Source organism: Nocardia sp. NPDC060255 (genome assembly GCF_042727395.1).
Classification (GTDB): Bacteria; Actinomycetota; Actinomycetes; order Mycobacteriales; family Mycobacteriaceae; genus Nocardia.
Map to the genome: position 1 here is coordinate 70,273 of NZ_JBHXAU010000013.1, position 25,113 is coordinate 95,385.

Below are 25,113 nucleotides of genomic sequence, written 5' to 3' on the forward strand. Positions count from 1 at the left end.
ACGGTCGTGCGGTGGCCTACATCATTTCGACTGTGAACGTAAACGGCGTCCGCGCGGCCGCGGGCAAAGGCATGCTCGCCTGGCTCGCCGCGACGGAGGCCGACATCGTCTGCGTCCAAGAGACGCGGGCCACCGACGAGCAGACCAGAGCGGCGCTGGCGCCCGCGCTGGCCGAGGGCTGGTGGCTGGCGCAGGCCGAGCCGGAGTCCAAGGGCAGGGCGGGCGTCGCGATCCTGTCCAGGCGCGAACCGGACGCGGTCCGAATCGGCTTCGGCAGCAGCGAGTTCGGCGCGTCCGGCCGCTACATCGAGGCCGACTTCGGCGAGGTCACGGTCGCCAGCGTGTACGTGCACTCCGGTGAGGCAGGCACCGTGCGCCAAGACGAGAAGTACCGGTACATGGCGGAACTCGGTGCCTACCTCACCGCCCGCACCGGCGATTTCGTGGTCAGTGGCGACTGGAATATCGCGCACACCGAACTCGACCTGAAGAACTGGAAGGGCAACCGGAAGTCAGCAGGCTTCCTGCCCGAGGAGCGCGCCTGGATCGATGAGCTGCTCGCCGCGGGCTACGTCGACGTGGTGCGGCAGCTGCATCCGGCGGTCGACGGCCCGTACAGCTGGTGGTCCTACCGCGGCCGCGCCTTCGACAACGACACCGGCTGGCGAATCGACTATCAGCTCGCTCGCGGCGAGCTCGCGGCGCGCGCCAAGCAGGCCGTGGTGGAACGCGCCGCCGCTTACGACCAGCGTTGGTCCGATCATGCACCGGTCACGGTGCAGTACCGATGAGCCTGTCGCCGAAGGCGATTCGCACGTTCGCCGGGCTCGGCGTGGTGGCGGTCGCGGTGGTCGTCGTCGCGGTTCTCGGCCTGCGCGGTGGTGGCAACGACACGGTCGCGGCCACCACCACCCGCGCCCCCAGCAGCGCGTCCGTGACCGGCGCACCGAAGCCGCCTGCGGCTGCGCCGGCCAGCCGCGCACCGGGCGTACCCGCGCACGCCTACGACACCCTGGCCGAAATCGACGCGGGCCGCTGGCCCGGTTCGGCGAACGCCCCCGGCACCAAGGGCGGCGACCGCTGGATGAATCGCGGGGGCACACTGGCCGCCAAAGACGCGGCGGGCAAACCGATCGCCTACCAGGAGTGGGACGTGAACCCCAAGCAGCGCGGCCGATCCAGGGACGCCGAACGCATCGTCACCGGCAGCGACGGATCGGCCTGGTACACCGGTGACCACTACGAGACCTTCACGAGGATGCGCTGATGACCAAGGCAATTCCGTTGTCGCAGTTCCTGGCTCGCCCTGTCGCGGCCGATTCGCGGGCCCAGCAGGCCGGTACGCCCGCGCTCGGCGCCGCCGCTGTTGATGCCGCCGAGCTGAGCAGCGTGCGCTACCGCGCGCCGTCCGGTTACCTGGTGCGTGAACTGCGCGGCACGAAGATGCGGACGGTCGCGCGGGTGTTCGACGAAGTCGCTGCGGCCCTGCAGTTTCCGTACTACTTCGGGCAGAACAAAGACGCGTTCGACGAATGCCTGCGCGATCTGGACGATTTCGTCGGCGAAGGCGCGGGATACGTTGTCGTGATCCGTGATTCGGCGGAACTGCTGGCCGAGGAGCCGGCCCAGCGGGAGTGGTTCGCCGAGGCGATGCGCGACTGCGCCGAGTATTGGTCGCGCAAGGGCGTCCCGTTCCGCGTTGTCCTGCAAGGCGAATCGACCGGGTTGCACGACGTTTCGGTCGAGCTCTGACGTCGGTGCCGTCACGCCAGTCGGCGCGCCAAATCCTCACCGAGCAGGACGAACACATCGGTGGTGTGCTCGATCAGTTCGTCGCGGGTGAGCGGCAGCTCGCCCTGTAACCAGGCGGTGAGCGTCTGCACCAGGCCGCCGACCAGATAGTTGGCCCGGAAGTCGATCGCCGGATCGGAATCCGGGTCATCGATCCCGTAGAAGTCGATCCCCTCGGCCGCGACCATCCGCGCGAACACCCGCACCGTTTCCGTGGTGCGGGCCCGCAGTTCCGGCGTCGCCATGCCGGCGACCAGGGTGACCTTGGCCTTGCGCGGGTCGTCGGTGAGCAGATGGATGCCCGCCGCGATCGCGGCCCGCGCCGTTGCCCGCGAGTCCTTCGGCGCGGTGCCGACCGCCGCGACGATCGCGAGCGCGAGTTCCTCCGCGATCGTGTCGACGAGCGCGGTCAGCACGGCATCGCGGCTGTCGAAGCTCTCGTAGTAGTACCGCTCGTTGAGCCCGGCCTGCGCGCACAGCCCGGAGACGGTCAGCTTCGCCAGCCCCTGTTCGCCGATGATCTCCAACGCGGCCGCCAGCAACGCCGCGCGCCGCTGCGCCCGCCGCTCGTCCGCGGAGATCCCGCCATAGGTCCGCTGCGCCGGCCCACCCGTCGCCCGGCCACCGCCCCCCACGGAATCGCTTCGCGATGCTGTCACGACTCGATTCTGTCACGGCGCATTTCTGGTAGAGAGTATTGCCAGATAGCGAATTCTGGCGGATGCTGTTGCCAGATGCTCTCGACGAGGAGGCAGCAATGTCCGAGCCCGGCTACTTCAGCGACCACTCCATGGCCAGACGGGTCATGAGCAAACGCGCGGTCGGCCTGACCTACGGGCAGCGCGCCCTGGTCATCGGCGCGGTCCACCCGCTGCTCTACGTCGGCACCGCCGAGAACACCGAGCATCGGCTGACGCCGTACACCCGGCTCGCGCTCACCGGCCACCTGTTCGAGGCCGTGTTCCTCGGCAGCAAGGCCGACGCCGATCGCGCACTCGAATTCACCACGAAGAAGCACGCCAAGGTGCGCGGCGGATTGCCGGAAGACGCCGGGCCGCATCATCCGGCGGGCACCGGCTATTCCGCGCTCGACCCGCACCTGATGTACATGACGATGGCGTTCACCTTCGACTCCGCCGAGGTCATGTACGACCTGCTGGTCCGCACCATGACCGACGGCGAGCGCGAGGGCCTGTATCAGGACTACGTGCGCTGGGCCGAACTGTTCGGCATGCCCGCCGATGCGGCGCCGGGTAGCTACCCGGAGTTCCGCGCGTCCTTCGACGCCTACCTCGCCTCCGACGAGCTGTTCCTCACCGACGAGGCGCGGCTGGTCGGCTCGTACCTGGCCGGGCAGCGCGTGCCGTATCCGCAGCGGATGCCACTGCAGCAGGTCACCTCCGCGTTCTTCCTGCTGGTGCAGGGCAGCCTGCCGCCGCGGATCCGGCAGATGTACGGCATGCGCTGGAGCATCGCCGACCAGGTCGCCTACCGGGCGCTCGCCCAGGCCGTGCGCACCGCGCACCTCGCACCGCCGCTGCTACCCCCGGTGCTGCGCGGCTCCCTGCTCGGCCCGAGCGCGCCGATCTACCAGCTCGTTTCGCGGCGCGAGCATCGGTCGGTCACCAAGGGGCGCCCGAGTATGCCCGGGGTGGACCCGCGGAACTGGGCGGAGCGCAATTCCGTCGAGGAGCCGCGCGCGGCGACCAGTTGAGGGTGGTGGCCGGGCGACAGGTGGGCGGCCCATGGAAAGATCAGGGGCATGTCCGTTCCTGCAGAAACCCCGGCCGCTGAACGCAAGCAGCGGGTCCTTTCCGGGATCCAGCCCACCGGTACCTCGTTTCACCTCGGCAACTACCTTGGGGCGCTGCAGTACTGGGTGACCATGCAGGACGACTACGACGCGCTGTACTTCATCCCGAACCTGCATGCGATCACCGTGCCGCAGGATCCGAAGGCACTGCGGGCCCAGACCAAGGCCGCCGCCGCGCAGCTGCTCGCCCTCGGCATCGACCCGAAGAAGTCGACGCTGTTCGTGCAGAGCCAGGTGCCCGAGCACGCCGAGCTGGCCTGGGTGCTCAGCTGCATCACCGGCTTCGGCGAGGCCAGCCGGATGACCCAGTTCAAGGACAAGTCGGTCAAGCAGGGCTCGGACAACGCCTCGGTCGGGCTGTTCACCTATCCGGTGCTGATGGCGTCGGACATCCTGCTCTACCGCCCGCATCAGGTGCCGGTCGGCGAGGACCAGCGCCAGCACCTCGAGCTGACCCGAAACCTGGCGCAGCGCTTCAACACCCGCTTCAAGAAGACCTTCGTCGTGCCCGAGGCGCACATCGAGAAGGGCACCGCCAAGATCTACGACCTGCAGGACCCGACCTCGAAGATGAGCAAGTCGGCGTCCAGCGACGCGGGCCTGATCAACCTGCTCGACGATCCGAAGATCACCGCCAAGCGGGTCCGCTCCGCGGTGACCGACACCGAGCGGGAGATCCGCTACGACGTCGAGCACAAGCCCGGCGTCAGCAATCTGCTGGTGATCCTGAGCTCGCTGTCCGGCACGCCGATCGTCACGCTCGAAAAGGACTACGCGGGCAAGGGCTACGGCGACCTGAAATCCGACGTCGCCGACGCGCTGGTCGAATTTGTCACGCCAGTGCAGGCGAAGGTGCAAGAGTATTTGTCGGATCAGGGCGAACTCGACCGTATCCTCGCCGCCGGTGCCGAGCGCGCGCGAGAGATCGCCGGCAACACCCTCGCACAGGTATACGACCGAGTGGGCCTGCTGGCCCGCTAACGGCCGGCACCTGCGAGATCTCTCCTGAAGGGGCGAACTGGTGCAGGTGATCGACAACGTCAAGGCCGGGATCGAACGACGGATCCAGGCGCTGCCATGGCTGGACCATCTGGTGCGCGCGGGTGGGCGGTATCAGCGGCAGCGCGGCGACTATTACGCGGCGGGCATCACGTATTTCACGGTGCTGTCACTGTTTCCGCTGCTGATGGTCGCCTTCGCGATCGCGGGATTCGTGCTGTCGAGTCATCCGGAGATGCTCAGCGAACTACAGACCAAGATCGTCGACAACATTCCTGGTTCGCTCGGCGAGCAGCTGAACGAGTTGATCGACAAGGCGGTCGAGTCCCGCGGCACCGTCGGCATCATCGGCCTACTGGCGGGGATCTGGTCCGGGCTCGGCTGGATGGCGAACCTGCGGGCGGCGTTGACCGAGCAGTGGGAGCAGAAGAGCGAGGACCAGAACTGGTTCATGGCCAAGCTGTCCGACCTCGGCGCACTGCTCGGCTTGGGTCTGGCCTTCGTTGTCTCCCTAGGGCTTTCCGCGCTCGCGTCCAGCACCCTCGGTGCCAGGCTGCTGATCGGTCTCGGCCTCTCGCACCTGCCCGGCGCCCGTCTGCTGCTGGCGCTGGGGTCTATCCTGCTCGGCTTCCTCGCCTCCTGGGCGGTGTTCGCCTGGATCATCGCCCGCCTGCCCCGCGAACCGGTCACCCTGGCCAGCGCCGCCAAGGCCGCCGCGCTGGCCGCGCTGGTCTTCGAGGTCTTCAAGTTCGTCGCCTCGATCTACCTGCAAAAAGTGCTGAGCAGCCCGGCGGGCGCCGCCTTCGGTTCCATCATCGGCCTGATGGTCTTCAGCTACGTCACCTACCGCATCATCCTGTTCGCCACCGCCTGGGCCGCCACCGCCTCCGACAACGAACACGAAGCCGATATCTCCGCACCCCCCGCCGCCATCATCGCCCCCCGCATCTCAGCCCGCGAACTCTCCCTCGGCGCGGGCGCCACCTTCTTCGGCGCAGGAGCCCTTGCCGCCCTCGCCCTTTCGAGTCTGCGCCGGCCACGCGGTCGCTGATTCCCGGCCTTCCTCAGCCACCGGCGGATGCCGAAGCCGTTCTCGGCCGAGCGCTCGATCTTGCTGCCCCCGATGCGACAGCGTCGGCTCCGCTGCAGCAACCTGCGCGCAGTTCACGTTGCACTGCTGCGCAGCACATCTCGCCGCCGCACCGCAGGCAGGAAATAATCCTCGGCGCGGTCCGGACCAGCTCCGTTACCGAAGATGGCGAGCGGAAGGTATACATGGAACAACCACACCGCCAACAGGCGGCCGAATGATGGGTACTTACCGTCTTGCGGGCGGACGACGACCAAGCCGAACAGTGCCTTGCCAATTGTCGTGTGGAATATCGACTGGATGATGATCCGGTCGATTGCGGAGGCGGCGAGGAAGAAGCCGATCACGACAACCGGATTCACTCCTATGTGCTGCCAGTCGTGTCGCGCGATTGCGTCCGGAGCGAACCCAGGGGTGGCCGCAATGGCGGCGCCGACACCGCATCCCACATGGATAAACCAGTCGAGGACGAAGGCAAGGACCCGCCGCACCATGCGCGGTGATGGGTATCTGACATCGCCTTTCCTGCCATACGGCTTCGATTCTTCCGGCGTTCCGCCGACCGGCTTCATCGCCAGGCTTCCACGTTCCCGTACCAGCTCGTACGGTGGCCTGGACGACGTATCCAGATCGCCTCGGCTGCTCGGATCGTCTGTCCTGAAGGTCAATTCGGGAGGGGTCTTCGGAGTGGAGCGATAGGCGTACCGAAGATCGCCACCGCCGGGCCCGGAGATTACGCCGTACTTCAGCGGATCACCAGCGAACCAGATTTGGGGAGTTTGGTGGTTGACCAGCTTTCTTCGCTCGCTCGGCCAGGTGCTGAGCTGGAGCGCGGAAACGGGTACGCCGTCCTGTCCGATCAGTTCGACCCATTCGTCGGCGCCCACGGAGATGTACCGGATGGGCCAAGCCACCCAGGGATATCGGCGCAGCGCCTTCCTTTTCCGGTGCCCGATCCATCCGAATACACCACCGACAATGGTCCCGATGACGAACACGATGCCGGCGATCCCGGCAACCTGTGCGCTTATTCTGCTGATGATGTGCACATTCGAGTGCCCGAGCGTGCTGCTCAGAACGAAAGCCAATGGTCCACAAGCGATTACGACCAGGAACAGCGGCCACCGAACGGTGGCGGTCCGGCGCAGCGCCGCCCGTGTCTCCGGGTGGGTATTGGCTGGGGCAGATGACGAGGTTTGGATGACGACATCCTCACAGGTCGAGCGACGATGGTCGGGCAGTCGGATGGTCGCTGGGCCGGAATCTGACCGACCGCGCCATGTCCACGATCATTCTCCGGAATTCGGGTCCGTAGTCGACGTAGGCAGTGGACATCTCGACGGCGGCGATCGCGGACCCGTCCGAGGAGGGCACGACCGCTTCGAGTTGGTATGTTGCCGTCGTATCGCTGGTGTACGGCTGCGCTGGAATCTCCGGTGCGGGTAGTTCGGTTATCCGCTCCGAGAACAACATCGGCCGGCCATCGACGTCGGTCAGCTCGATCTCACCCAGCTCATCTCCGGACTCGAGCCTGGACTCGACCAGATTGGTCAGCGCCAATCGTGGGTTTGTCTGCTCGCCATCGGTTTCGTAGACGCACACCGTCAGACACGAGGTGACCAGTCCGCCGGTCGATGACGTATGCCGCCCGATGCCGCAGTAACGCGCATCCCGCTTGGCCAGTTCGGTCAGCAGGGTCGCTGCGGCAGGCAACACCGCGTGCGCCAATGATGTTGCGGGCGAGGGGACCATTCCGTCGACCAGGCCTTGCACAACCCCGATGCGCTCCTCGATGCTGGAGAGCGGCATTGTCATGTACCCGTCGGGAATCCAGATATCCAGGGCTGTCTCACTCATGGTTCCCGAACACGCTTCCTATCTTCTCCAAGCCCAACCCGGCCTTGGCCGACCGTGAGAACAGCTCGATACCGGCCAGCGCGGTGCCTGGCGCCGCTTTGCTCGCTGCGCTGAAGTCCTGTAGCCACACGGTGGCTTCCCCGGGTCTGGGAATCTTGTCGAGTTTCGTGGACAGATACCCGGGCGCCTGCGCTCCCTCCGTGAAAGCTCGGACGGCTGGACCGAACTCGCCGACTTCACTCAACGCTTTCGCGCCCTTCCATGCCCCTCCGACACCAGGGATAACGCCTAACGAATCGAGCACCACCGTGCTGCCGATCTTCTTCAGCGCGTCGCTGTTGAAGTCGCCGTGCAACACATCGCTGAATGCGCTGCGCACCTCGGGATTCAAGGCGTCCATCGCCAATACGCCCGCGCCGGACACCAGTGCGATGCCCGCGAAGATTGCATCAGCGGGCGGTGGCGTTACCAAGGCAAGTAGTCCCGTGACAGCGGATATTCCTGACAAGACGTCGTGGATCTGCTGCCGGTGTTCGCTGATCCACTTGCCGACACCTTTCACCGCGTCCGTGATGCGGTCCCAGATGCTCTTGTCCGGCGGGCTCGGGGCGAAATCCTTTGCGGCGGCGTCCAGTTCGGTGGCGGCCCGGCGGGCTGTGCTGTCGTGCTGGGTTTCCAGGTCGCGGGCGCGCTGGAGGATGGAGTCGATCTTTCCCTGCCAGTTGTCGACCGCGGTGCTTGCGGATCGGACCTGGGCGGTGGCCGCGTCGAGGCGAGATTGGGCGGCTTGTAGTTCACTCTGATCGGTGAACATCGTGTTCGCGAGGGCGAGATCCGGGTTGGCCTTGGCGGATTGCAGGGATGCGACAGCCTGGGTGTGCTGGCCTTTGGCGTCGGCGGCCTCGGCTTCGAGTCCCTTGGCGGTGTCCTGGAAGCCGACGAGGTCGGTGTGCCATTGGCCGAGCACGCTGACCGCGCGTTCGAGGGACTGCTGCGCGTAGCCGAGGTCTTGGGCGAGGGTGGCGTCGAAGTTGGCGCGGAAGGCATCGCCCGCGTCGCCTTTCCACACGTTGTCGTTGCTGTTGCGCAGGCGAGTCAGCAGGTCGTTGGTTTCCCGGACCGCGTCCGCCGACGTGTTGATCTGCCCACGCAGCCCGGCGACGTCGGCGGGGGCGCCGGGTACCGGGTTGAAACCCAGGTTCGGATAAGGGTTTTCGCTCATGCCCTGGCCTGCGTCTTTCCGTCGATGACACCCGCGACCTGGTCGAGCGCTGTGGCGATGGCGGTGTCGACGTCCCGGTAAGCGTCATGGCACTTGCTCACGCCTTCCGCCGTGACCTTGGCCGATTCGCCGATCCGCTCGATCCCGAAGTGCCACCGTCGTTGGAAACTCTCGGCCGCGTCATTGAGCACCTTCGTGCCGATATCGCCGTGACCGTCCTTGGTCATCGCCTTCATCGCATCATTGAGCACCTGCTCGGCACCCCGTAGCGACTGGACCGTCTTGCCCAACACCTCGATGTCCACGCCAAGAATTCCAGCCACGTCAAAGCACCCCTTCGCACACAGCGACCGCACTCGGTCGACGGAAATCGTCTACACAAGCCATAGACGCAGCGTCGCGCGAAACGGTTCCATCGCCGCGAAGATTGCCCGGCGAGGATCTATCTCCGCCGGTTCAAGCGGCGGGCGCCGAGGAGTAGGGCGAGGATGAGGATTATGCCGCCGACTATCCAGACGGTGTGGTTGTCGCCGTGTTCTTCATCGGTCAGGGGGCGGGAGTCTTGGTCTTTGGGGGGTGGGGAGGCAAGGGCGGCACCGGGTTTGGACTGTTTGCGGTCGGGGTCGGGGAGTCTGCCGACGGAGGTGCCGCGGGGGAGGGCGAAGCCGTAGTCGAGCAGGCGGGCGGCCTGGTCGGCGGGGCGTAGCGGCCGGACGTCGGCTTTGAGGAGGGTGATGGCGAGTCGGCGGCCGTCGCGTTCGGCGGCGGCGACGAAGGTCTGCCTGGCATCGTCGGTGAAGCCGGTCTTGCCGCCGATGGCGCCGTCGTAGTCGTACAGCAGATGGTTGTCGTTGCCGATGGGGAAGCCCGGGTGGTCTTTGTCGCCGTCGATTTTCGGGTTCGCGGGATAACCGGGGAAGTCCACCTGCTGGGTGTGGATGAGCTCGGCGAACAGCGGGATGGTCATGGCCTCGCGGAACAGCACCGACAGGTCGTAGGCCGAGGTGTTCATGCCGGGACCGTCCAGGCCGGACGGGCTGGCGGTGCGAGTGTCCAAGGCGCCCAGCGACTTCGCGAGCTCGTTCATCTTGGCGACGGTGGCCGCTTCACCGCCGAGCTGGGTGGCGATGGCGTGCGCGGCGTCGTTGCCGGAGCACATGATCAGGCCCTGCATGAGCTGGCGGTTGGTGTAGTGACCGCCGGGGCCGATGCCGACCCGGGTGCCGTCGGCGTTCGCGTCGTCGTCGGTGCCGACGACCACCTTGTTCAAATCCAGTGTGCGCAGCGCGATGGTGGCGAGCAGCACCTTGATGGTGCTGGCCGGTCGATAGCGGCCGTGCGGGTCTTTGGCGGCGAGCACCTCGCCGGTGTCCAGGTCCGACAGCTGCCAGGCGGTGGCCGAAATGTCCGCCGGCACCGGCGGTCCCACCTTGGGCAGCACCGCGCCGCACTGACCGAGCTGGCTGCCGCCGACGGGCGGCGTCGGGATGGGCAGTGCCGTCGGCGTCGGGTCCCCCGGCGCCGGAACCTCGGACTCGTCGATCGGCGCGGGCGGGCGCGTCTTCTGCGGGCAGCCGTCGGTATTCGGGGTGGTGAACGGTGTTGTCGGCGTGCTCGGCGGCGGCGCGGCGAACGCCGGAACGGCGGCCGAACCCGCGATCACCGCCAGGGCGGCCAGCGCGGAACCGAGGCGGAGTGTGGCGCGGCGGCGCGAGTCCCGGATCTTCATCGTTCGCGAGCCTAGCGATTCCGCGGCGGGTCGGCCGAATGCACGCCGGAGCGGGTATTGACAGAAGCCACTAAATGGCAGTTACTATCAAAAAGTAGCTTCTATCATTTTCGGAGGGGTCATGAAAACAGATGCGACTCGACGCTGGCTGGCGCTCGGCGCGCTGGCGTTCGCGATGCTGACCATCGGGCTCGACGTCACGGTGCTCACCGTGGCGCTGCCGACGCTCGCCGTCGATCTGCACGCGAATACCGCTGCGCTGCAATGGTTCAGCGGCGCGTACACGCTCGCACTCGCCGCGCTGATGCTGCCTGCGGGCGCACTCGGCGATCGGTACGGCCGCAAGAAGTTCCTGCTCGGCGCGTTGCTCGTGTTCGGCGCCGCGTCACTCGCCTGCGCGTTCGCGGGCACCGCGGGGCAGCTCATTGCCGGTCGGGTGGCGCTCGGCGTCGCGGCCGCGGTCATGATGCCGCTGTCCATGTCGGTGTTGCCCGCACTGTTCCCGGAGCCCGCCGAGCGGCAGCGTGCGCTCACCATCTGGGTGACCGCGTCGGCGCTCGGGATGCCGTTGGGCCCGATCGTCGGCGGTTGGCTGCTGCGGAACTTCTGGTGGGGTTCGGTGTTCCTGATCAATGTGCCGATGGTGATCGTCGGTGCGCTCGCCGTCTTCGCGCTGGTTCCGGAATCACGCAGCGCGAACCGACGCCGTATCGATGTGCCGGGTGTGTTGCTCTCGGCCGTCGGAATGCTCGGTCTCACCTATGGATTCATCCGGATCGGCGACCTCGGCTGGGGCAATGTGCCTGCCTGGGCCACCGTGCTGGCCGGTGCGCTGTTGCTCGGCGCCTTCGTGCTCTGGCAGCGCAGGACGGCGCATCCGCTGATCGATCTCGGATTGTTCGAGACGGCGGGATTCCGCTGGGGCACCGCGCTTTCCATCGTCATCAACTTCGCGATGTTCGGCATGTTCTTCACCGTGCCGCAGTACTTCCAGGCGGTACTCGGGGTCGACACCCTTGGTAGCGGGCTGCGATTGCTTCCGCTGATCGGCGGGCTGATCATCGGCAGCAGGCTGGTCGCCAAGGCCTTGCCGAAGCTCGGGACGAGGGTGGTGCTCGCCATCGGCTTCGCCCTGCTGGCCGCCGCGCTCGGGCTGGGCGCGATGACCAGTGTGGACAGCGGCTACGGCTTCACCGCACTGTGGACGACCCTGCTCGGCGCGGGGATGGGCCTGGCCATGCCGACGGCCATGGGCCTGGCGATGGGCGAGCTCACCGCGGAACGTTCCGGTTCCGGATCCGCATTGATCCAGGCGCTGCGCCAAGCGGGCGGCACCATCGGCGTCGCGGTACTCGGCACGGTGCTGTCCACCCGGTACCGCTCGGATCTCGGCTCGTTGAACCATGATCCGATCTCCGACGGGGTGAACGCAGGCGTCGCGGCGGCGCGTCAACTCGGCGATTCGGCGGTGCTGCACCAGGTGCAGAGCGCGTTCGTCGGTGGCATGGCCGCGATGCTGTGGGTCTGCGCGATCATGTGTGCGTTGTCGGCGGTGCTGGCCGCCGTCGTCATTCGATCGAAGCGACCCGCCGAGGTGGCCGCGGTGCGGCCGGAAGTCGTCGGTGGCGCCGTCCGGCCCGCCGATCAGTCAGAATCGACTTATGTCGGTTGAATTGTCCGGGGAAGAGCCTGCCGTGCGCGGCTTACGTGAGCGGAAGAAGGAGCGGACCCGCCGGACGATTCGCGAAGAAGCGTTCCGGCTGTTCCGCGAGCAGGGATACAGCGATACCACGGTCGAGCAGATAGCGGCCGCGGCCGACGTGTCGCCGAGCACCTTCTTTCGCTACTTTCCGACCAAGGAACAGCTGGTGCTCGCTGACGACCTCGATCCGGTGCTGATCGAGGCGATCCGCGCGCAACCGCCCGGCGTCGCGCCGCTGACCGCGCTCCGTAATGCGATGACGGACGTCTTCGAGGGGCTGTCCGCCGAGGCCTACGCGTTCGAACAAGAACGACAGGCGCTGGTGTATCACGTGCCCGAGTTGCGCTCGGCCATCGGCCTGGAAATGGAACGCAACATCGAGATGGTCGCCACCGTGATGGCCGAACGCGTCGGCGGCACCACCGACGATTTCGACATACGCGTACTCGCAGGCGCGTTGACGGGCGCGGGGCTGGCCGTCGCACGGATTACCCCGATCAATCCCGAGAACATCGGCCGGATGCTGGATCTGCTGGAAGCCGGGCTGCCGCTCAGCCGGGAGCAATGAGAAAGCTACTGCGCCCCCGCCGCACTCGACTGCCGCAGCCGATCCGGGGTCTCGTCGTCCATCGTCGCGAAGAAGCCGCCGATCACGTCCTCGATCTCGGCGACCGACTCGGCGCAGTACAGGATCGGCTGGTAGTGGGTGATGTCGTAGACCGCGGTGCCCATCACCGCGACATCGAGCGGGCGCAGATCGGCGGTCCGGAACTCCTCGATCTCACCGTAGGAGGACAGCAATCCCGCACCGTAACAGCGGACTTCGTCGTCCTGCCGGACCACGCCGAACTCCATCGAGAACCAGAAGACATTCGCGAGGAACTTCAGCGCGGGCTCGGTCTCCAGGCGCGCGACCGCCGCGCCGACCGCCTCGTAGATGGCGGCGAAGCGCGGGCTGGCGATCTGGTTCGCGTGGCCGATGATCTCGTGGATGGCGTCGGGCTCCGGGGTGTACAGCGGCGCCGAATGGTGCCGAATGTACTGGGTGGAGTGGAAGGTCCGATCGGCGAACGAGCCGAAGAACTGGCGCAGCGGCACCAGCCCGGCGGCCGGGGCGTAGCGGAATCCGCTGAGCGGCACCAGCGCCGCCGAGACCTCGTTCAGTTGCGGGATGTGGTCCTGGGGTAATGCGAGCCGCGCTGCGGCGTCCAGCACCTCGGCGCAGGCATAGGTCTGGTGTTTGCGGGCGAGCTCGGCCGAGGCGATCCGCCAGACCTGCTGCTCCTCGTCGGTGTAGTCGATCTGTGGAACAGGTTTGCCCGGTGCGTAATCGAGCGCAAGCGCGGCGATGGCATTGCGACGAGCCCGGTAGTCCGCGTCGTGCACGCCAGGGTGCTCGTCGCTCAGGTGGACGGTCACATCGCCGTCGCCGGACCGGGTCACCGGTGAGTACAGCTGCGCTTCGGTGAACATACGTCGATGCAAGCACCGCTCGGGCCTGCGGACAACAAAAGCCTGTGCAGCTTGGCAAACTGTCTAGCTGTTCGCGCCCTGCTGTGCAATTACCGGCATCGGACGACGGATTCCGGCGACGAGCTGACCAGTGACCGCAGACCGGCGCGCGGCCCCGACGCGATTCGCCAGACATCTTCGAGCGATATGGCGCAAAATGGCGAATGTACGAAGGAGGACGCATGAAATCCGTGCGGATCGATCTCGACCAGAAGCTGCTCGCCGCCGCGGCCGCCGTCATGGGCACCTCGACGAGCAACGCCACGATCAATGAGGCACTGCGCCGGATCGTCGTGCACGAGCGTCAATTGCGACATCTCGAAAAGCTCGCCGCCAACGCATTGTTCGCGCTGCCGAGGCCCGAGGTCGTGGTCGTCGACGGGTAGCTCAGCGGCTCACGGTTTCGCGCACCGCAGGCCCTCGGCCGGCGGTGTCAGGTCGATCAGATACTTCAGTACCGGCCGGTCCACACAGGTGATGCCCTCGAATGCGGCGCCGTGCTGGGTGCCCTCGTAGGTGATCAGCGCGGCGCCAAGGGTTTTGGCGAGGGTGACGCCACCGGGGTACGGCGTCGCCGGATCCCCGGTCACCGCGACGACCACGACCTTCGGCAGCCCGGCCACCTTCGGCACGTGCGGCTGGGCGGTCGGCGGGACCGGCCAGAACGCGCAGGCATCCAGTGGTGCCGAGGTGTCGGCGTTGCCTGTGCCGTCGTCGAAAGCCGGAGCGGCGGTCCGTGATCGGCGGACGATGTCGGCCGCCACGGCCCGGTCGGTCACCCGGACCTCCTCCAGGCAGAGCACCGCGCGGTGCACGTCGTCGGAGGAGGCGTCCTGGTATGCGGTCGCGTCGCCGAGCAATGCGTCGCCGCGGCCCTTGGCGAGCTCGGTCAACCCTTTGGTCAGGTCCGGCCAGGACGAGGGATGGTAGAGCGAGGCGATCGTCGCGGTGATGACGCCGCCGTAGTCGAGCCCCCGGATCGGGTGCTGGATCAGCGGCTTGACCAGCGCGCGGTAGTTGTCGTTCGCCTTCTTCGGATCGGTGCCGAGCGGGCAGTCCGGTGTCTTGGCGCAGTCGGCGGCGTAGGCGTCGAACGCCTGCTGGAAACCCGCGGCGGTGATCACCTCGTCGCCGATGTTCGTGGTGGGGTCGACGGGGGCGTCGAGGACCATCGCGCGCACCCGATCCGGAAACAGCTCGGCATAGGTCGAGCCGAGGCGGGTGCCGTAGGACCCGCCGAAGTAGGTCAGCTTCTGTTCGCCGAGCGCGGCCCGGACCACGTCCATGTCGCGGGCGACGTCGACGGTGCCGACGTGCTGGAGCAGCGTCAGCCCGGTGCGCCGCGCACACGAGTTGGCGTAGTCCTCGTTCTCCTCCTCGACCTGGTCGATCTCGGCGAGCGGGTTGGTCCGGCCGAGCACGCGCTGACCGGTCGCGTATTCGGCGGCCGAGCGGCAGGTGACGTGCGGGGTCGAGGCGCCGAGCCCGCGCACGTCCATCCCGATCAGGTCGAGCCGTTCGGCCACCGGTGACTTCGCCAGTGCCAGCGGCAAGTTCAGTCCGGGCGCACCGGGCCCGCCCGGGTTCGTCAGCAGCGACGCGACGCGGGTTCCGGTGGCGCGCAGGCGGGAGATGGCGATCCGGGCGGTGTCGCCGTCGGGTTTGCCGTAATCGATCGGCACCAGCACCCGCGCGCACTCGATCCCGGCCGCGCCGAGTTCCGCGCCGCCCTGGTAGCCGTCGCACGGACCCCAGGCCAGCGTTTGCTGGTAGTACCGATCGAGGGTCGGGGCCGGCGGCGCGGCGGGGTGGGTGTCCCGGGCGCACGCCGTCACCAGCAGCGCGACCGCGGCGATGACCACGGGCAGCAGCGTGTGGAGCTTCGGTGCCGCGGTTGCCTTGCGCGGTTTGAACATTCAGCTGCCCCTGTACTCGGTCGACGCACCCAGTGTGCCCGAACCGCACCGATCCGCAATCGTCGGATCGGACAACTCGGGCGGCCCCGCGGCCGCGGGCAACATGTCGGTAGGGCCTGGCACACTCCAGGACACTGTCGCCGTGACCAAGGGGTGGAACGATGCCGGTCTCTCTTATCGATGTACCCGTCGAGCAACGGCCGCGCGAGCGACTGCTCGCACTCGGTCCGCAGGCGCTCAGCGATGTCGAATTGCTGGCCTTGCTGTTACGGCACGGCAGGCCCGGCGCCAGCGCGCTGGATCTCGCGGTGGAACTACTCGTCGAACACGGCGGGCTGGCCGGATTGGCGGCGGCCCGGCCCGAGGAGTTGTCGCGCCGCGCCGGAGTCGGGGTGGCGAAGGCGGCGGCCCTGATCGCGGCGTTCCACCTCGGCTCCCGGGCCCGCGGCGACGCGGGCACGGCCGTACGCCTCGCCGACGCGTCGGATGTCGCCGCCGCGGCCCGCCCGCTGTTCACCGGCGCCCGGGTCGAGCGACTGCTCGTCCTGGTGTGCGACGCCCAGAACCAGTTGCGGCGCAAGGTATTCGTCGCCGAGGGCGCGGTCGACCAGGTCGCGGTCCCGGTCCGCGAAATCCTGAATACCGTGCTGCGCCACGACGGCCGCGCCTTCGCCGTCGTGCACAACCACCCCTCCGGCGACCCGACACCGAGCCTGGACGACCGCCGCGCCAGCACCGTGCTCGCCGAGGCCGCGCGCACCGTCGGCCTGCGCTTTCTCGACCACGTGGTGATCGCGGGCGAAACCTGGTGCAGCGCACCGGCCAGCACCAGCCGTCACTGACCGGTGCGGCGGCCGCGGTTATCTCGGGGCGTTGTCCGCTGGGCCCGCGATGGCACCGGGCTCGGTGTGCGGGGCCGACGCCTCCGGTTGCCAGGCCTGCGTGACGCCGGGGACCCGGTCCTGCACCACGAAACTGGCACGGGTGTGGATGGGGGCGCCGGGGCGGCGGATGTAGGGGACCACGCGGAAGTCGTTGCGCCACAGGGTGTGGTCGAGTTCGACGCGGACGTAGCCGCGTTGGGCGTTGAAGAATTTGAGGTCGGGGTTGGCGGCCAGGAGAGTGCGGCCCGCGTCGGTCAGGTCCGCGCCGTCGCCATTGCTCGAGATCGAGGTGCCGATGAATTCCGATGCTACGACCGGTGATTCGGGGTCGGCGAAGTCACGGCGCAGATCGGCGGCGTGATTCTGGTGGCGGTCGCCGGTGATCACGACGAGGTTGGGCACGTTGCGGTCGGCGGCCGCGCCGAGCACGGCGTTGCGGTCGGCCACATAGCCGTCCCAGGAGTCGGTGCCGACGGCGAGGGTCGGGCCGGCGTCCTGGTCGGACTGGCCCATCGATACCTGGTTGCCGATGATCTGCCAGCGGGCCGGGGAATGGGTGAATCCGTCGATCAGCCAATCCCGTTGTCGCGCACCCAATATCGTGCGATCGGGGTCGAGCCGGTCGGTGCAGTCGACGACGGTGCTGCCGTCGCCGCAGGCCTGCTTGTCGCGGTACTGCCTGGTGTCGAGCATCGTTATCTCGGCCAGGTCGCCGAAACCGTAGCGCCGGTGCAGGTGCATGCTCGGCCCCGACGGCAACTGTGCGATGCGCAGCGGCTGGTGTTCGTACATCGCCTGGAAGGCGGCGGCTTTGCGGCGGCGAAAGAGCGCGGGAATGCGGTAGATATCGAGTCCGAGCCCGGGGGAGTCGCCCGCCCAGTTGTTGTCGACCTCGTGATCGTCCATGGTGACCAGCCAGGGAAAGGCGGCATGCGCGGCGCGCAGCGGTTGCTCGGCCTTGGCCTGCGCGTAGCGCAGCCGGTAGCCGGCCAGATCGACGGCCTCGTCGCGAAACTGCGGCTCGACCACCATCCCCGCGCGGCCACGCGTCCAGCCCCGCTCGTAGATGTAATCACCAAGGTGCACAACCAGATCCAGGTCCTCGGCGCTCATGTGCTGGTAGGCGGTGTAGTAGCCGGAACTCCACGATTGGCAGGACGCGAACGCGAACCGCATCCGTGCGGTCGGCCGCCCCGGCGGCGGTGCCGTGCGGGTCCGGCCGACCGGCGACAGCACCGATCCCGCCCGGAATCGATAGAAATACCAGCGATCCGGCGCCAGCCCGGCGACCTCCGGGTGCACGCTGTGCGCGAGTTCGCGCGTCGCGACCGCGGCACCGCGCGTCACCACCCGCTGGAAGTTCTCATCATGCGCGACTTCGTATTCCACGGTCACCGGGTGCATCGGCATGCCGCCGAGCCCATCCGGGGCGAACGGATCCGGTGCCAGCCGCGTCCACAGCACCACGCCGTCGGCGGTCGGATCCCCCGACGCGACCCCCAAGCTGAACGGATCATCGGACCAGCGCGGCACCCGGAACCGTCCGCTGCTCGCCGCGGCCGCCCCCACCAGCACCGCCGCCGACCCGGCACCCCCGAATCTCAGCAGTTGCCGACGCGACAGACCCATACGTCAGGGTATATCGACCGGCGATCCGGAACAGGCTGTCCGCGAGTGCGCGTGCGCCTTTCGATACGGACAGGCGATGAGCGTTTGCCACATCATCATGAGCGCACAGGAGATTGGAACGCTCGCCACCGGCCCGTAGCGTCGTTTTCAGCAGCCGATAGCGAGTGATTGGACCGATATGACCATGGAGATAGGCGTTATCCTGCCCACCTCGACCCCCGATCCCGAGCGGCCGATCCTGGGCGACGTGCGGGCCAGCGCCCGATTCGCCGAAGAACTCGGGCTCGATTCGATCTGGTCCACCGATCACCTGGTGGCCAGCGCCCCGATGCTGGACAGCACCGTCACCCTGGCCACCGCCGCCGCGGTGACCGATCGCATCGGCATCGGTTACAACGTGCTGTTGCTGGCCCTGCGTCCGGTCGCCTGGGCGGCCAAGCAGATCAGCACGCTGCAGACGCTGTCCGGCAACCGGCTCGTCGTCGGTGTCGGCACCGGGAATCCGGCGCACGGCGACATCGGCTGGCGCGCGGCCGGAGTCTCGTTCGAGGATCGTGGGCGGCGCACCGACGAGGGATTGCGGGTGCTGCCCGGCCTGGTCACCGGACAGCCGACCGTGCTGGCCGACGGGCTCGAGGTGACCCTCGCGCCCGGTGCGGCGATGCCGCCGATCCTGATCGCGGGCAACAGCACTCGTGCGCGGCGCCGGGCCGCCGACTACGGCGAAGGGTGGATCACCATCCAATCCGATCCGGAGCAGCTGACCAAGGACATCGCGGAGCTGCACGAGCTCACCGAACAGCGCGGTCGCGCACCGCTGTCGGTCACGGTGCTGGCGGTCGGGTTGTCGTCGGACGTCGGACAGGCTGCCGCACAGCTCTCCGCTTATGCGGCACAGGGTGTCTCGCGGGTGGTCACCCTGCCGACGAGCGGGGATTGGCAGCGTGAATACGAGTTCGCCGCGAAGGTTCGTGCGGCGCTGTAGATCCGGACAGTTGGACCCGCATATTCGATCAGCGGGTCGGCGGGCCCAGTTTCAGCGGGCGGTACGCCGGCTCGGTGGATTCCGTGCCACTGCCGTTGACCTTCGCGCTGCTCTTGTCAGTGCCGGTGCTGTCGGCCCTGGTAGTGCTCTTATCCGCGCCTGCGCGGGTGGTTTCGTCTCCGGCGACCGGGGACGCCGCGCTCAGCGATGCCATTCCCGCACTCCCGGTAGCTATTCCGGCGGCGACACCCGCGCCCAGCGCGACACCGAAGGGCACCGCGGCGACACTGCCGCTGCCGAGCATGGCGCTGCCGGTACCCGCCATCGCGGCGAAGGGGGCGGCGGCCGCACCCGCGCCCGCGAGACTCGCGCTGCCGGTGCCCGCGGCCGCGCTACCCGCGCCGAGCATGGCCAACGGGGTGCCGAGTCCGCCGGTGGCGACGCTGCCCGAGGCGCCGGCGGCGGCACTGCCGGTGCCGAGCAACGCGGCACCCGCGCCGAGAACAACTCCGAGTGGCGCGAGCGCGGCGCTGCCGGTGCCGGCCGCCGCACTGCCGGTGCCGAGGAACGCCGCCCATGGTGCGGCGGCGACGCTGCCGGTGCCCAACAGTGCGCTGCCGGTGCCGATCAGGCCGGCCAGGCCGAGGCCGAACGCCGCGCCGCCCATGCCGAGCGGGCCCGCGGTATCGACGAGGCCCGGGTAGAGCAGGGTGTTGAGCACCGTGCGGTGGGGACCGGCCGGGCCGCGCGGATTCGCGACCACGGCCGAAGCCACATACGCCGCGACGCAATCGCGGTGTGGCACGGTACTGGTCGGGGCTGAGGCCGTAGCGGCGGCGGCAACCAGTGCGGGACAGGTCAGCACGGTCGCGGCGATCGCCGTTCGGAACACGTACATGAGTGAGCGCCTTCCTCCGGGCCACCCACGACGGTGCGTCGCGGCGTGACCGACGATGTGTCGGCAACTGGGGAGCACGTCCAAGATCAACTTACCGGCAACCTTCCGGTATTGATGGCAATTGGCTATCACGAAAAAACGACAGGCCGGTTTTCCGGTACGCCGATTACTGTCCAGCGCATGGGAATCACGCTCAGCTAAGCCACCATCGCCGTGCTAGACGCCAAGAACTAGGCGGTGCTCGCCACGATCAACGCCGAGGGCGGTCCGCAGACCTCCGCGATGTGGGTGCTCAGGGACGGCGACGACCTGCTGTTCTCCACCCTGGAAGGCCGGCTCGAGCACCGCAATATGGTGCGTGATCCGCGCGTCAGCGTGACCGTGATCGACTCCACCGACGGGGAGAGCTACGTCGAGTTGCGCGGTAAGGCGACCATCGTCCGCGACGTCGATCTCGAGGTCGGCCACCGGCTGTCGTGGAAGTACGACGGCAAGGACCATGCACTCCCCGCCGAAGGACAGGTTCGGGTAGCGGTTCGGGTCGAGGTCGAGAAGGCAACCGGATACGCGGCCTGACCACTGCGCTGCGGCGTCGCACCTAGGCATAGCCGGGCCGCCACTAGGGTGGCTCGGCATGGACACCGCTTCAATCGCACCGTCGATGGCCGTGCCCACCGGACGTCCGGGCGTGGCGCCGCTCATTCGACGCGGCCTCGGGCCGGTGTCGCCGATTCTTGCCGCGGCAGGGTGTTTGATCGTGCTGCAACTGGCCCTGCGCGGCTGGGTGGCGGGCAGCGGTTACTTCTACTGGGACGATCTGATCCTGGTCGGGAGGGCGGGCAGGTATCCGCTGTTTTCCGCTGATCTGCTGCTGCACGACCACGACGGGCATTTCATGCCGCTCGCCTTCGCCGCGGCGTGGGTAGCGACGACAGTGGCGCCGCTGGTGTGGGCGGTGCCCGCGCTCTCGCTGCTGATCGGGCAGCTCGCGGTGTCGTTGTCGGTGCTGCGCATGTTGCGGGTGCTGCTCGGCGACCGGTGGGCGCTGATCGTTCCGCTGACATTCTTTCTGTTCTCGCCGGTGGCGCTCCCGGCGTTCGCCTGGTGGTCGGCCGCATTGAACGCGCTGCCTTTGCAATTCGCGCTGGCCTGGGTTATCGGGGACGCGCTGCTTGTGGTGCGCACCGGACGGCAGCGGTACGTCGTGTCCGGGATGATCGTCCTCGCGGTGGCGCTGTTGTTCTTCGAGAAGTCGGTAATCATCCCGTTCGTCGCGTTCGCTGTGGCGGTGCTCGCCCACTATGTCGACGGGCGGGACGCCGCTGTTCGCACAGTGGCGCGGCGCGGTGTGCGGTTGTGGGTGGGTTCGGGCCTCGTGCTGCTCTGCTGGCTGGCGATGTATCTGGCGGTCGTCGGCTTTTCCGGCGTACACAACAATCCGCAGGGCCTGCGCGACTGGCTGCCCAACGCGACCTCGCTGGGGGTGGTGCCCGCGCTGGTCGGCGGGCCGTGGCGGTGGGAGCGATGGTTGCCTGCCGCGCCGTGGGCCGACCCGCCCGGCGCGGCGGTGGTCGTCGGCTGGGTCCTGCTGATTTCGGTTGTGGCACTGTCGATTTACACCAGGCGCCGCGTGTGGCCGGTCTGGGTACTCGCCGTCGCCTATGTGCTGCTGATGCAACTGCCGGTCGCGCTGGTGCGCGGCGGTCCGAACACCGCGGCCGAACTCATGCAGTCGCTGCGTTATTTCGCCGACCTCGGCGTGACGTTGTCCGTCGTTGCTGCACTGATACTGCGGGCGAGCCGGCGCAGTGGGACGCCGAGCCTCGGCCCGCGCACCGCAATACCGATGCTGGCATTGTTCGTTGCCAGCAGCCTGTTCTCCACCTACACCTTCGTCCGCTCCTGGAGCCCGAGCCCGACCAAAACCTATCTCGCGAACGTGAAGTCGGCCTTCGACCAGTGGGACGGTGTGCCGTTACTGGAGCAAGAGGTCCCCTGGGACGTGCTGAACCCGCTGGCCTACCCGCAAAACCTGACCAGCCAGGTCCTCGCCCCGATCACCACCCCGGGCGCCTTCGCCGACGCCACCCCGCACCTGCGCATGATCACCGACACCGGCACCATCGTCGAAGCCCAGGTCTGGTGGAACCGCCGCATCCTCCCCGGCCCGGACCCCAACTGTGGCTACCGAATCCGAGGCGCCGAGCCGACCTTCATTCCCCTCGACGGTCCCATGCTCGATCATGAGTGGACCGCCCAACTCAACTACCTGGCCAGTAGCGACGGTCAACTGTCGGTCGCCCTCGAACACGGCAAAACCGTGAAGGTCCCAGTCCGCCAAGGCCTCAACACGGTCTTCGTCCGTACCGTCGGCAGCGGCTCCGCCCTCCGAATCTCCTCCCGCACAGCAGGACTCACCGTCTGCCTGGGTTCCGGCCCCGTCGGCGTCGCCTCCTACGACAACTAGCGCGGTTCAATACTCCAATGAATGGCAAAGGCCGCCTGCATCTTTCGATGCAGGCGGCCTTCGGTGCCGGGGAGGTCAGCGGGCGAAGAGCAGGGCGCGCTTGACTTCTTGGATGGCCTTGGTGACTTCGATGCCGCGGGGGCAGGCGTCGGTGCAGTTGAAGGTGGTGCGGCAGCGCCACACGCCTTCGACGTCGTTGAGGATGTCGAGGCGTTCGCGGGCGCCTTCGTCGCGGCTGTCGAAGATGAAGCGGTGCGCGTTCACGATCGCGGCCGGGCCGAAGTAGCTGCCGTCGCTCCAGTACACGGGGCAGGAGGTGGTGCAGCAGGCGCACAGGATGCACTTGGTGGTGTCGTCGAAGCGAGCCCGGTCGGCCTGGCTCTGGATGCGCTCGCGGGTCGGCTCGTTACCCGAGGTCATCAGGTAGGGCTTCACCGCACGGAACGCGTCGAAGAACGGCTCCATGTTCACCACGAGGTCCTTCTCCACGGGCAGGCCGCGGATCGGCTCGACGGTGATCGTGAGGGACTTGCCGCCCTTGGGCAGCATGTCCTTCATCAGCACCTTGCAGGCCAGGCGGTTCACGCCATTGATCCGCATGGCATCGGAGCCACACACGCCGTGCGCACAGGAGCGGCGGAAGGTGAGCGTGCCGTCCAGGTAGGACTTGATGTAGATGAGCACGTTCAGGAAACGGTCCGTCGTCAGGACCGGCACCTGGAACGACTCCCAGTGCGCGCCCTTGTCGTCCTCCGGGTTGAACCGGGCGACCTTGACCGTGACCATCACCGAGCCCTCGGGGATCGGCGCGGGCTTGGCGGGAGGTGTCTCTAGTACGGCAGTCATCAGTACTTACGCTCCATCGGCTCGTAACGGGTCTGCACCACCGGCTTGAAGTCGAGGCGGATATCCGAGATGAGATCCGGGCTCTCCTTGTAGGCCATCGTGTGCCGCATGAAGTTCACGTCGTCGCGGTCCGGGTAGTCCTCGCGGGCGTGGCCGCCGCGCGATTCCTTGCGGTTGAGCGCACCGACGACGGTGACTTCGGCCAGCTCGAGCAGGAAGCCGAGCTCGACGGCCTCGAGCAGGTCGCTGTTGTAGCGCTTGCCCTTGTCCTGCACCGTGATCCGGCTGTAGCGCTCCTTGAGCACGTGGATGTCGGTGAGGGCTTGCTTGAGGGTGTCCTCGGTGCGGAACACGGCGGCGTTCATGTCCATCGTGTACTGCAGTTCGGTGCGGATGTCGGCGACGCGCTCGTTGCCGTGGTCGGACAGGATCAGCGCGAGCCAGTCCTGCACCATCCGCGCCGGGCTCTCCGGCATCTCGACGAACTCGGTGCGGTGCGCGTACTCCGCGGCGGCGATGCCGGCGCGGCGGCCGAACACGTTGATGTCCAGCAGCGAGTTGGTGCCGAGCCGGTTGGAGCCGTGCACCGAGACGCACGCGCATTCGCCGGCCGCGTAGAGGCCGGGCACCACGTCGGTGTTGTTGCGCAGCACCTCGCCGCGGATCTTGGTCGGGATGCCGCCCATCACGTAGTGGCAGGTCGGCATGACCGGAACCAGCTCGGTCACCGGGTCGACGCCGAGGTAGGTGCGGGCGAATTCGGTGATGTCGGGCAGCTTCTCCTCGAGCACGTCCGCGCCGAGGTGGGTCACGTCGATGTAGACGTAGTCCTTGTTCGGCCCGGCGCCGCGGCCCTCGAGCACCTCGAGCACCATCGAGCGGGCGACGATGTCGCGCGGCGCGAGGTCCTTGATGGTGGGGGCGTAGCGCTCCATGAACCGCTCGCCGCTGGCGTTGCGCAGGATGCCGCCCTCACCGCGGACGGCCTCCGAGATGAGGATGCCGAGACCCGCGAGACCTGTCGGATGGAACTGGTGGAACTCCATGTCCTCCAGCGGCAGACCCTTGCGGAACACGATCGCCATGCCGTCGCCGGTCAGCGTGTGTGCGTTCGAGGTGGTCTTGTACATCCGGCCCGAGCCGCCGGTGGCGAAGATGATCGACTTCGCGTGGAAGACGTGGATCTCGCCGGTGGCCAGCTCGTAGGCGACGACGCCGGTCGCGACCTGGCCGCGGTCGGTCTCGCTCATCACCAGGTCGAGCACGTAGAACTCGTTGTAGAACTCCACGTCGTGCTTGACGCAGTTCTGGTACAGCGTCTGCAGGATCATGTGGCCGGTGCGGTCGGCGGCGTAACACGCGCGGCGCACCGGCGCCTTGCCGTGGTCGCGGGTGTGCCCGCCGAAGCGGCGCTGGTCGATCTTGCCCTCGGGCGTCCGGTTGAACGGCAGGCCCATCTTCTCCAGGTCCATCACCGCGTCGATGGCCTCCTTGGCCATGATCTCCGCGGCATCCTGGTCGACCAGGTAGTCGCCACCCTTGACGGTGTCGAAGGTGTGCCATTCCCAGTTGTCTTCTTCGACGTTCGCCAGCGCGGCGCACATGCCACCCTGTGCCGCGCCGGTGTGGCTGCGGGTCGGGTAGAGCTTGGTCAGCACGGCGGTACGCGCCCGGGGCCCGGCCTCGATCGCCGCGCGCATGCCGGCGCCACCGGCACCGACGATCACGACGTCGTAGCGATGCTCCTGAATCCGCGAGTCACTCATCGAGTTG

At 67.7% G+C, this 25,113-nt stretch carries 26 protein-coding genes; 14 read left to right on the forward strand and 12 right to left on the reverse strand.

Features of this window, described 5'->3' with window-relative positions:
- The first annotated feature begins 11 nt into the window (after positions 1 to 11).
- From ACFWF1_RS23590 to ACFWF1_RS23600, 3 genes are read left to right on the forward strand one after another with little or no spacing between them, the layout of a single operon-like run.
- Positions 12 to 791 (forward strand): exodeoxyribonuclease III, encoded by a 780-nt coding sequence (locus ACFWF1_RS23590; protein WP_379286558.1) that lies wholly within the window; start codon positions 12 to 14, stop codon positions 789 to 791.
- The gene (locus tag ACFWF1_RS23595; RefSeq protein ID WP_379286556.1) at positions 788 to 1,267 is read left to right on the forward strand and encodes a ribonuclease domain-containing protein; all 480 of its coding nucleotides are present in this window, start codon (positions 788 to 790) and stop codon (positions 1,265 to 1,267) included. The genes ACFWF1_RS23590 and ACFWF1_RS23595 overlap by 4 nt, the downstream gene beginning before the upstream one ends.
- The gene (locus ACFWF1_RS23600; protein WP_379286554.1) at positions 1,267 to 1,752 is read left to right on the forward strand and encodes a barstar family protein; all 486 of its coding nucleotides are present in this window, start codon (positions 1,267 to 1,269) and stop codon (positions 1,750 to 1,752) included. Before ACFWF1_RS23595 ends, ACFWF1_RS23600 begins: the two co-directional genes overlap by 1 nt.
- A gap of 11 nt (positions 1,753 to 1,763) precedes the next feature.
- On the opposite strand, the gene ACFWF1_RS23605 is transcribed toward ACFWF1_RS23600, so the two are convergent.
- Positions 1,764 to 2,450 (reverse strand): TetR/AcrR family transcriptional regulator, encoded by a 687-nt coding sequence (locus ACFWF1_RS23605; protein ID WP_379286553.1) that lies wholly within the window; start codon positions 2,448 to 2,450, stop codon positions 1,764 to 1,766.
- A 98-nt stretch (positions 2,451 to 2,548) separates the two neighbouring features.
- On the opposite strand from ACFWF1_RS23605, the gene ACFWF1_RS23610 reads away from it, so the two are divergent.
- Genes ACFWF1_RS23610 through yhjD form a run of 3 tightly spaced genes read left to right on the forward strand, consistent with a single transcriptional unit; the run spans position 2,549 to position 5,654 of the window.
- Complete coding sequence (locus tag ACFWF1_RS23610; RefSeq protein ID WP_379286552.1) at positions 2,549 to 3,505, forward strand: oxygenase MpaB family protein; 957 nt, start codon at positions 2,549 to 2,551, stop codon at positions 3,503 to 3,505.
- A gap of 48 nt (positions 3,506 to 3,553) precedes the next feature.
- On the forward strand, positions 3,554 to 4,585 hold the full coding sequence (trpS, locus tag ACFWF1_RS23615; protein ID WP_379286551.1) for a tryptophan--tRNA ligase: 1,032 nt from the start codon (positions 3,554 to 3,556) through the stop codon (positions 4,583 to 4,585).
- A 40-nt stretch (positions 4,586 to 4,625) separates the two neighbouring features.
- A complete protein-coding gene (gene yhjD, locus ACFWF1_RS23620; protein ID WP_379286549.1) occupies positions 4,626 to 5,654 on the forward strand; it encodes an inner membrane protein YhjD in 1,029 nt (342 codons plus the stop codon).
- Positions 5,655 to 5,767: 113 nt separating this feature from the next.
- Here yhjD and ACFWF1_RS23625 read toward each other — a convergent pair whose 3' ends face one another.
- From ACFWF1_RS23625 to ACFWF1_RS23645, 5 genes are all read right to left on the reverse strand, one after another.
- The gene (locus ACFWF1_RS23625) at positions 5,768 to 6,781 is read right to left on the reverse strand and encodes an RDD family protein (RefSeq protein WP_379286547.1); all 1,014 of its coding nucleotides are present in this window, start codon (positions 6,779 to 6,781) and stop codon (positions 5,768 to 5,770) included.
- A gap of 124 nt (positions 6,782 to 6,905) precedes the next feature.
- Positions 6,906 to 7,550, reverse strand: a complete 645-nt coding sequence (locus ACFWF1_RS23630; protein WP_379286545.1) for a hypothetical protein — start codon at positions 7,548 to 7,550, stop codon at positions 6,906 to 6,908.
- Positions 7,543 to 8,772: a hypothetical protein gene (locus tag ACFWF1_RS23635; RefSeq protein ID WP_379286543.1), complete on the reverse strand. Its 1,230-nt coding sequence runs from the start codon at positions 8,770 to 8,772 to the stop codon at positions 7,543 to 7,545. The genes ACFWF1_RS23630 and ACFWF1_RS23635 overlap by 8 nt, the downstream gene beginning before the upstream one ends.
- Positions 8,769 to 9,095, reverse strand: a complete 327-nt coding sequence (locus ACFWF1_RS23640; protein WP_379286541.1) for a hypothetical protein — start codon at positions 9,093 to 9,095, stop codon at positions 8,769 to 8,771. Before ACFWF1_RS23640 ends, ACFWF1_RS23635 begins: the two co-directional genes overlap by 4 nt.
- A gap of 119 nt (positions 9,096 to 9,214) precedes the next feature.
- Positions 9,215 to 10,501 carry a D-alanyl-D-alanine carboxypeptidase family protein gene (locus ACFWF1_RS23645; protein ID WP_379286539.1) on the reverse strand — a complete coding sequence of 429 codons (1,287 nt, stop codon included), beginning with the start codon at positions 10,499 to 10,501 and terminating at the stop codon, positions 9,215 to 9,217.
- 121 nt (positions 10,502 to 10,622) lie between these two features.
- Between ACFWF1_RS23645 and ACFWF1_RS23650 the strand changes: the two genes are divergently transcribed.
- Positions 10,623 to 12,173 (forward strand): MFS transporter, encoded by a 1,551-nt coding sequence (locus tag ACFWF1_RS23650; protein WP_379286537.1) that lies wholly within the window; start codon positions 10,623 to 10,625, stop codon positions 12,171 to 12,173.
- Complete coding sequence (locus ACFWF1_RS23655; RefSeq protein ID WP_379286535.1) at positions 12,163 to 12,771, forward strand: TetR family transcriptional regulator; 609 nt, start codon at positions 12,163 to 12,165, stop codon at positions 12,769 to 12,771. Before ACFWF1_RS23650 ends, ACFWF1_RS23655 begins: the two co-directional genes overlap by 11 nt.
- Before the next feature lie 5 nt (positions 12,772 to 12,776).
- Here the strand turns inward: ACFWF1_RS23655 and ACFWF1_RS23660 are convergent, their stop codons facing one another.
- Positions 12,777 to 13,676: a phenylalanine 4-monooxygenase gene (locus ACFWF1_RS23660; RefSeq protein ID WP_379286533.1), complete on the reverse strand. Its 900-nt coding sequence runs from the start codon at positions 13,674 to 13,676 to the stop codon at positions 12,777 to 12,779.
- A gap of 221 nt (positions 13,677 to 13,897) precedes the next feature.
- On the opposite strand from ACFWF1_RS23660, the gene ACFWF1_RS23665 reads away from it, so the two are divergent.
- Positions 13,898 to 14,101: a type II toxin-antitoxin system VapB family antitoxin gene (locus ACFWF1_RS23665; protein ID WP_379286531.1), complete on the forward strand. Its 204-nt coding sequence runs from the start codon at positions 13,898 to 13,900 to the stop codon at positions 14,099 to 14,101.
- Between the two features lie 9 nt (positions 14,102 to 14,110).
- On the opposite strand, the gene ACFWF1_RS23670 is transcribed toward ACFWF1_RS23665, so the two are convergent.
- Complete coding sequence (locus ACFWF1_RS23670; RefSeq protein WP_379286529.1) at positions 14,111 to 15,631, reverse strand: alpha/beta hydrolase; 1,521 nt, start codon at positions 15,629 to 15,631, stop codon at positions 14,111 to 14,113.
- 161 nt (positions 15,632 to 15,792) lie between these two features.
- On the opposite strand from ACFWF1_RS23670, the gene ACFWF1_RS23675 reads away from it, so the two are divergent.
- Positions 15,793 to 16,473 (forward strand): RadC family protein, encoded by a 681-nt coding sequence (locus tag ACFWF1_RS23675; RefSeq protein WP_379286527.1) that lies wholly within the window; start codon positions 15,793 to 15,795, stop codon positions 16,471 to 16,473.
- An 18-nt stretch (positions 16,474 to 16,491) separates the two neighbouring features.
- Here ACFWF1_RS23675 and ACFWF1_RS23680 read toward each other — a convergent pair whose 3' ends face one another.
- Positions 16,492 to 18,144 carry an alkaline phosphatase D family protein gene (locus ACFWF1_RS23680; protein ID WP_379286525.1) on the reverse strand — a complete coding sequence of 551 codons (1,653 nt, stop codon included), beginning with the start codon at positions 18,142 to 18,144 and terminating at the stop codon, positions 16,492 to 16,494.
- A 178-nt stretch (positions 18,145 to 18,322) separates the two neighbouring features.
- On the opposite strand from ACFWF1_RS23680, the gene ACFWF1_RS23685 reads away from it, so the two are divergent.
- The gene (locus ACFWF1_RS23685) at positions 18,323 to 19,129 is read left to right on the forward strand and encodes an LLM class flavin-dependent oxidoreductase (RefSeq protein WP_379286523.1); all 807 of its coding nucleotides are present in this window, start codon (positions 18,323 to 18,325) and stop codon (positions 19,127 to 19,129) included.
- A gap of 28 nt (positions 19,130 to 19,157) precedes the next feature.
- On the opposite strand, the gene ACFWF1_RS23690 is transcribed toward ACFWF1_RS23685, so the two are convergent.
- Positions 19,158 to 20,027 (reverse strand): hypothetical protein, encoded by an 870-nt coding sequence (locus tag ACFWF1_RS23690; protein WP_379286521.1) that lies wholly within the window; start codon positions 20,025 to 20,027, stop codon positions 19,158 to 19,160.
- Positions 20,028 to 20,072: 45 nt separating this feature from the next.
- On the opposite strand from ACFWF1_RS23690, the gene ACFWF1_RS23695 reads away from it, so the two are divergent.
- From ACFWF1_RS23695 to ACFWF1_RS23705, 3 genes are read left to right on the forward strand one after another with little or no spacing between them, the layout of a single operon-like run.
- The gene (locus ACFWF1_RS23695; protein WP_379286519.1) at positions 20,073 to 20,228 is read left to right on the forward strand and encodes a hypothetical protein; all 156 of its coding nucleotides are present in this window, start codon (positions 20,073 to 20,075) and stop codon (positions 20,226 to 20,228) included.
- 36 nt (positions 20,229 to 20,264) lie between these two features.
- Entirely contained in the window at positions 20,265 to 20,603 is a 339-nt protein-coding gene (locus ACFWF1_RS23700) for a TIGR03618 family F420-dependent PPOX class oxidoreductase (protein ID WP_379286517.1), read from the forward strand.
- Positions 20,604 to 20,661: 58 nt separating this feature from the next.
- Positions 20,662 to 22,494: a hypothetical protein gene (locus ACFWF1_RS23705; protein WP_379286515.1), complete on the forward strand. Its 1,833-nt coding sequence runs from the start codon at positions 20,662 to 20,664 to the stop codon at positions 22,492 to 22,494.
- Positions 22,495 to 22,569: 75 nt separating this feature from the next.
- Here ACFWF1_RS23705 and ACFWF1_RS23710 read toward each other — a convergent pair whose 3' ends face one another.
- Together ACFWF1_RS23710 and sdhA are read right to left on the reverse strand one after the other, a co-directional pair.
- A complete protein-coding gene (locus tag ACFWF1_RS23710; RefSeq protein WP_379286513.1) occupies positions 22,570 to 23,340 on the reverse strand; it encodes a succinate dehydrogenase iron-sulfur subunit in 771 nt (256 codons plus the stop codon).
- Entirely contained in the window at positions 23,340 to 25,091 is a 1,752-nt protein-coding gene (gene sdhA / locus ACFWF1_RS23715; protein WP_379286621.1) for a succinate dehydrogenase flavoprotein subunit, read from the reverse strand. The genes ACFWF1_RS23710 and sdhA overlap by 1 nt, the downstream gene beginning before the upstream one ends.
- Positions 25,092 to 25,113: the final 22 nt, after the last annotated feature.

Bases quoted from the DNA above. Each gene is read 5' to 3' on its own strand.
- ACFWF1_RS23690 (WP_379286521.1), bottom strand. From the start codon at position 20,027: ATGTACGTGTTCCGAACGGCGATCGCCGCGACCGTGCTGACCTGTCCC.
- trpS (WP_379286551.1), top strand. From the start codon at position 3,554: ATGTCCGTTCCTGCAGAAACCCCGGCCGCTGAACGCAAGCAGCGGGTC.
- ACFWF1_RS23610 (WP_379286552.1), top strand. From the start codon at position 2,549: ATGTCCGAGCCCGGCTACTTCAGCGACCACTCCATGGCCAGACGGGTC.
- ACFWF1_RS23595 (WP_379286556.1), top strand. From the start codon at position 788: ATGAGCCTGTCGCCGAAGGCGATTCGCACGTTCGCCGGGCTCGGCGTG.
- ACFWF1_RS23645 (WP_379286539.1), bottom strand. From the start codon at position 10,501: ATGAAGATCCGGGACTCGCGCCGCCGCGCCACACTCCGCCTCGGTTCC.
- ACFWF1_RS23685 (WP_379286523.1), top strand. From the start codon at position 18,323: ATGACCATGGAGATAGGCGTTATCCTGCCCACCTCGACCCCCGATCCC.
- ACFWF1_RS23650 (WP_379286537.1), top strand. From the start codon at position 10,623: ATGAAAACAGATGCGACTCGACGCTGGCTGGCGCTCGGCGCGCTGGCG.
- ACFWF1_RS23710 (WP_379286513.1), bottom strand. From the start codon at position 23,340: ATGACTGCCGTACTAGAGACACCTCCCGCCAAGCCCGCGCCGATCCCC.
- ACFWF1_RS23660 (WP_379286533.1), bottom strand. From the start codon at position 13,676: ATGTTCACCGAAGCGCAGCTGTACTCACCGGTGACCCGGTCCGGCGAC.
- ACFWF1_RS23635 (WP_379286543.1), bottom strand. From the start codon at position 8,772: ATGAGCGAAAACCCTTATCCGAACCTGGGTTTCAACCCGGTACCCGGC.
- ACFWF1_RS23630 (WP_379286545.1), bottom strand. From the start codon at position 7,550: ATGAGTGAGACAGCCCTGGATATCTGGATTCCCGACGGGTACATGACA.
- ACFWF1_RS23680 (WP_379286525.1), bottom strand. From the start codon at position 18,144: ATGGGTCTGTCGCGTCGGCAACTGCTGAGATTCGGGGGTGCCGGGTCG.
- ACFWF1_RS23600 (WP_379286554.1), top strand. From the start codon at position 1,267: ATGACCAAGGCAATTCCGTTGTCGCAGTTCCTGGCTCGCCCTGTCGCG.
- ACFWF1_RS23665 (WP_379286531.1), top strand. From the start codon at position 13,898: ATGAAATCCGTGCGGATCGATCTCGACCAGAAGCTGCTCGCCGCCGCG.
- ACFWF1_RS23705 (WP_379286515.1), top strand. From the start codon at position 20,662: ATGGACACCGCTTCAATCGCACCGTCGATGGCCGTGCCCACCGGACGT.
- ACFWF1_RS23675 (WP_379286527.1), top strand. From the start codon at position 15,793: ATGCCGGTCTCTCTTATCGATGTACCCGTCGAGCAACGGCCGCGCGAG.
- ACFWF1_RS23670 (WP_379286529.1), bottom strand. From the start codon at position 15,631: ATGTTCAAACCGCGCAAGGCAACCGCGGCACCGAAGCTCCACACGCTG.
- ACFWF1_RS23655 (WP_379286535.1), top strand. From the start codon at position 12,163: ATGTCGGTTGAATTGTCCGGGGAAGAGCCTGCCGTGCGCGGCTTACGT.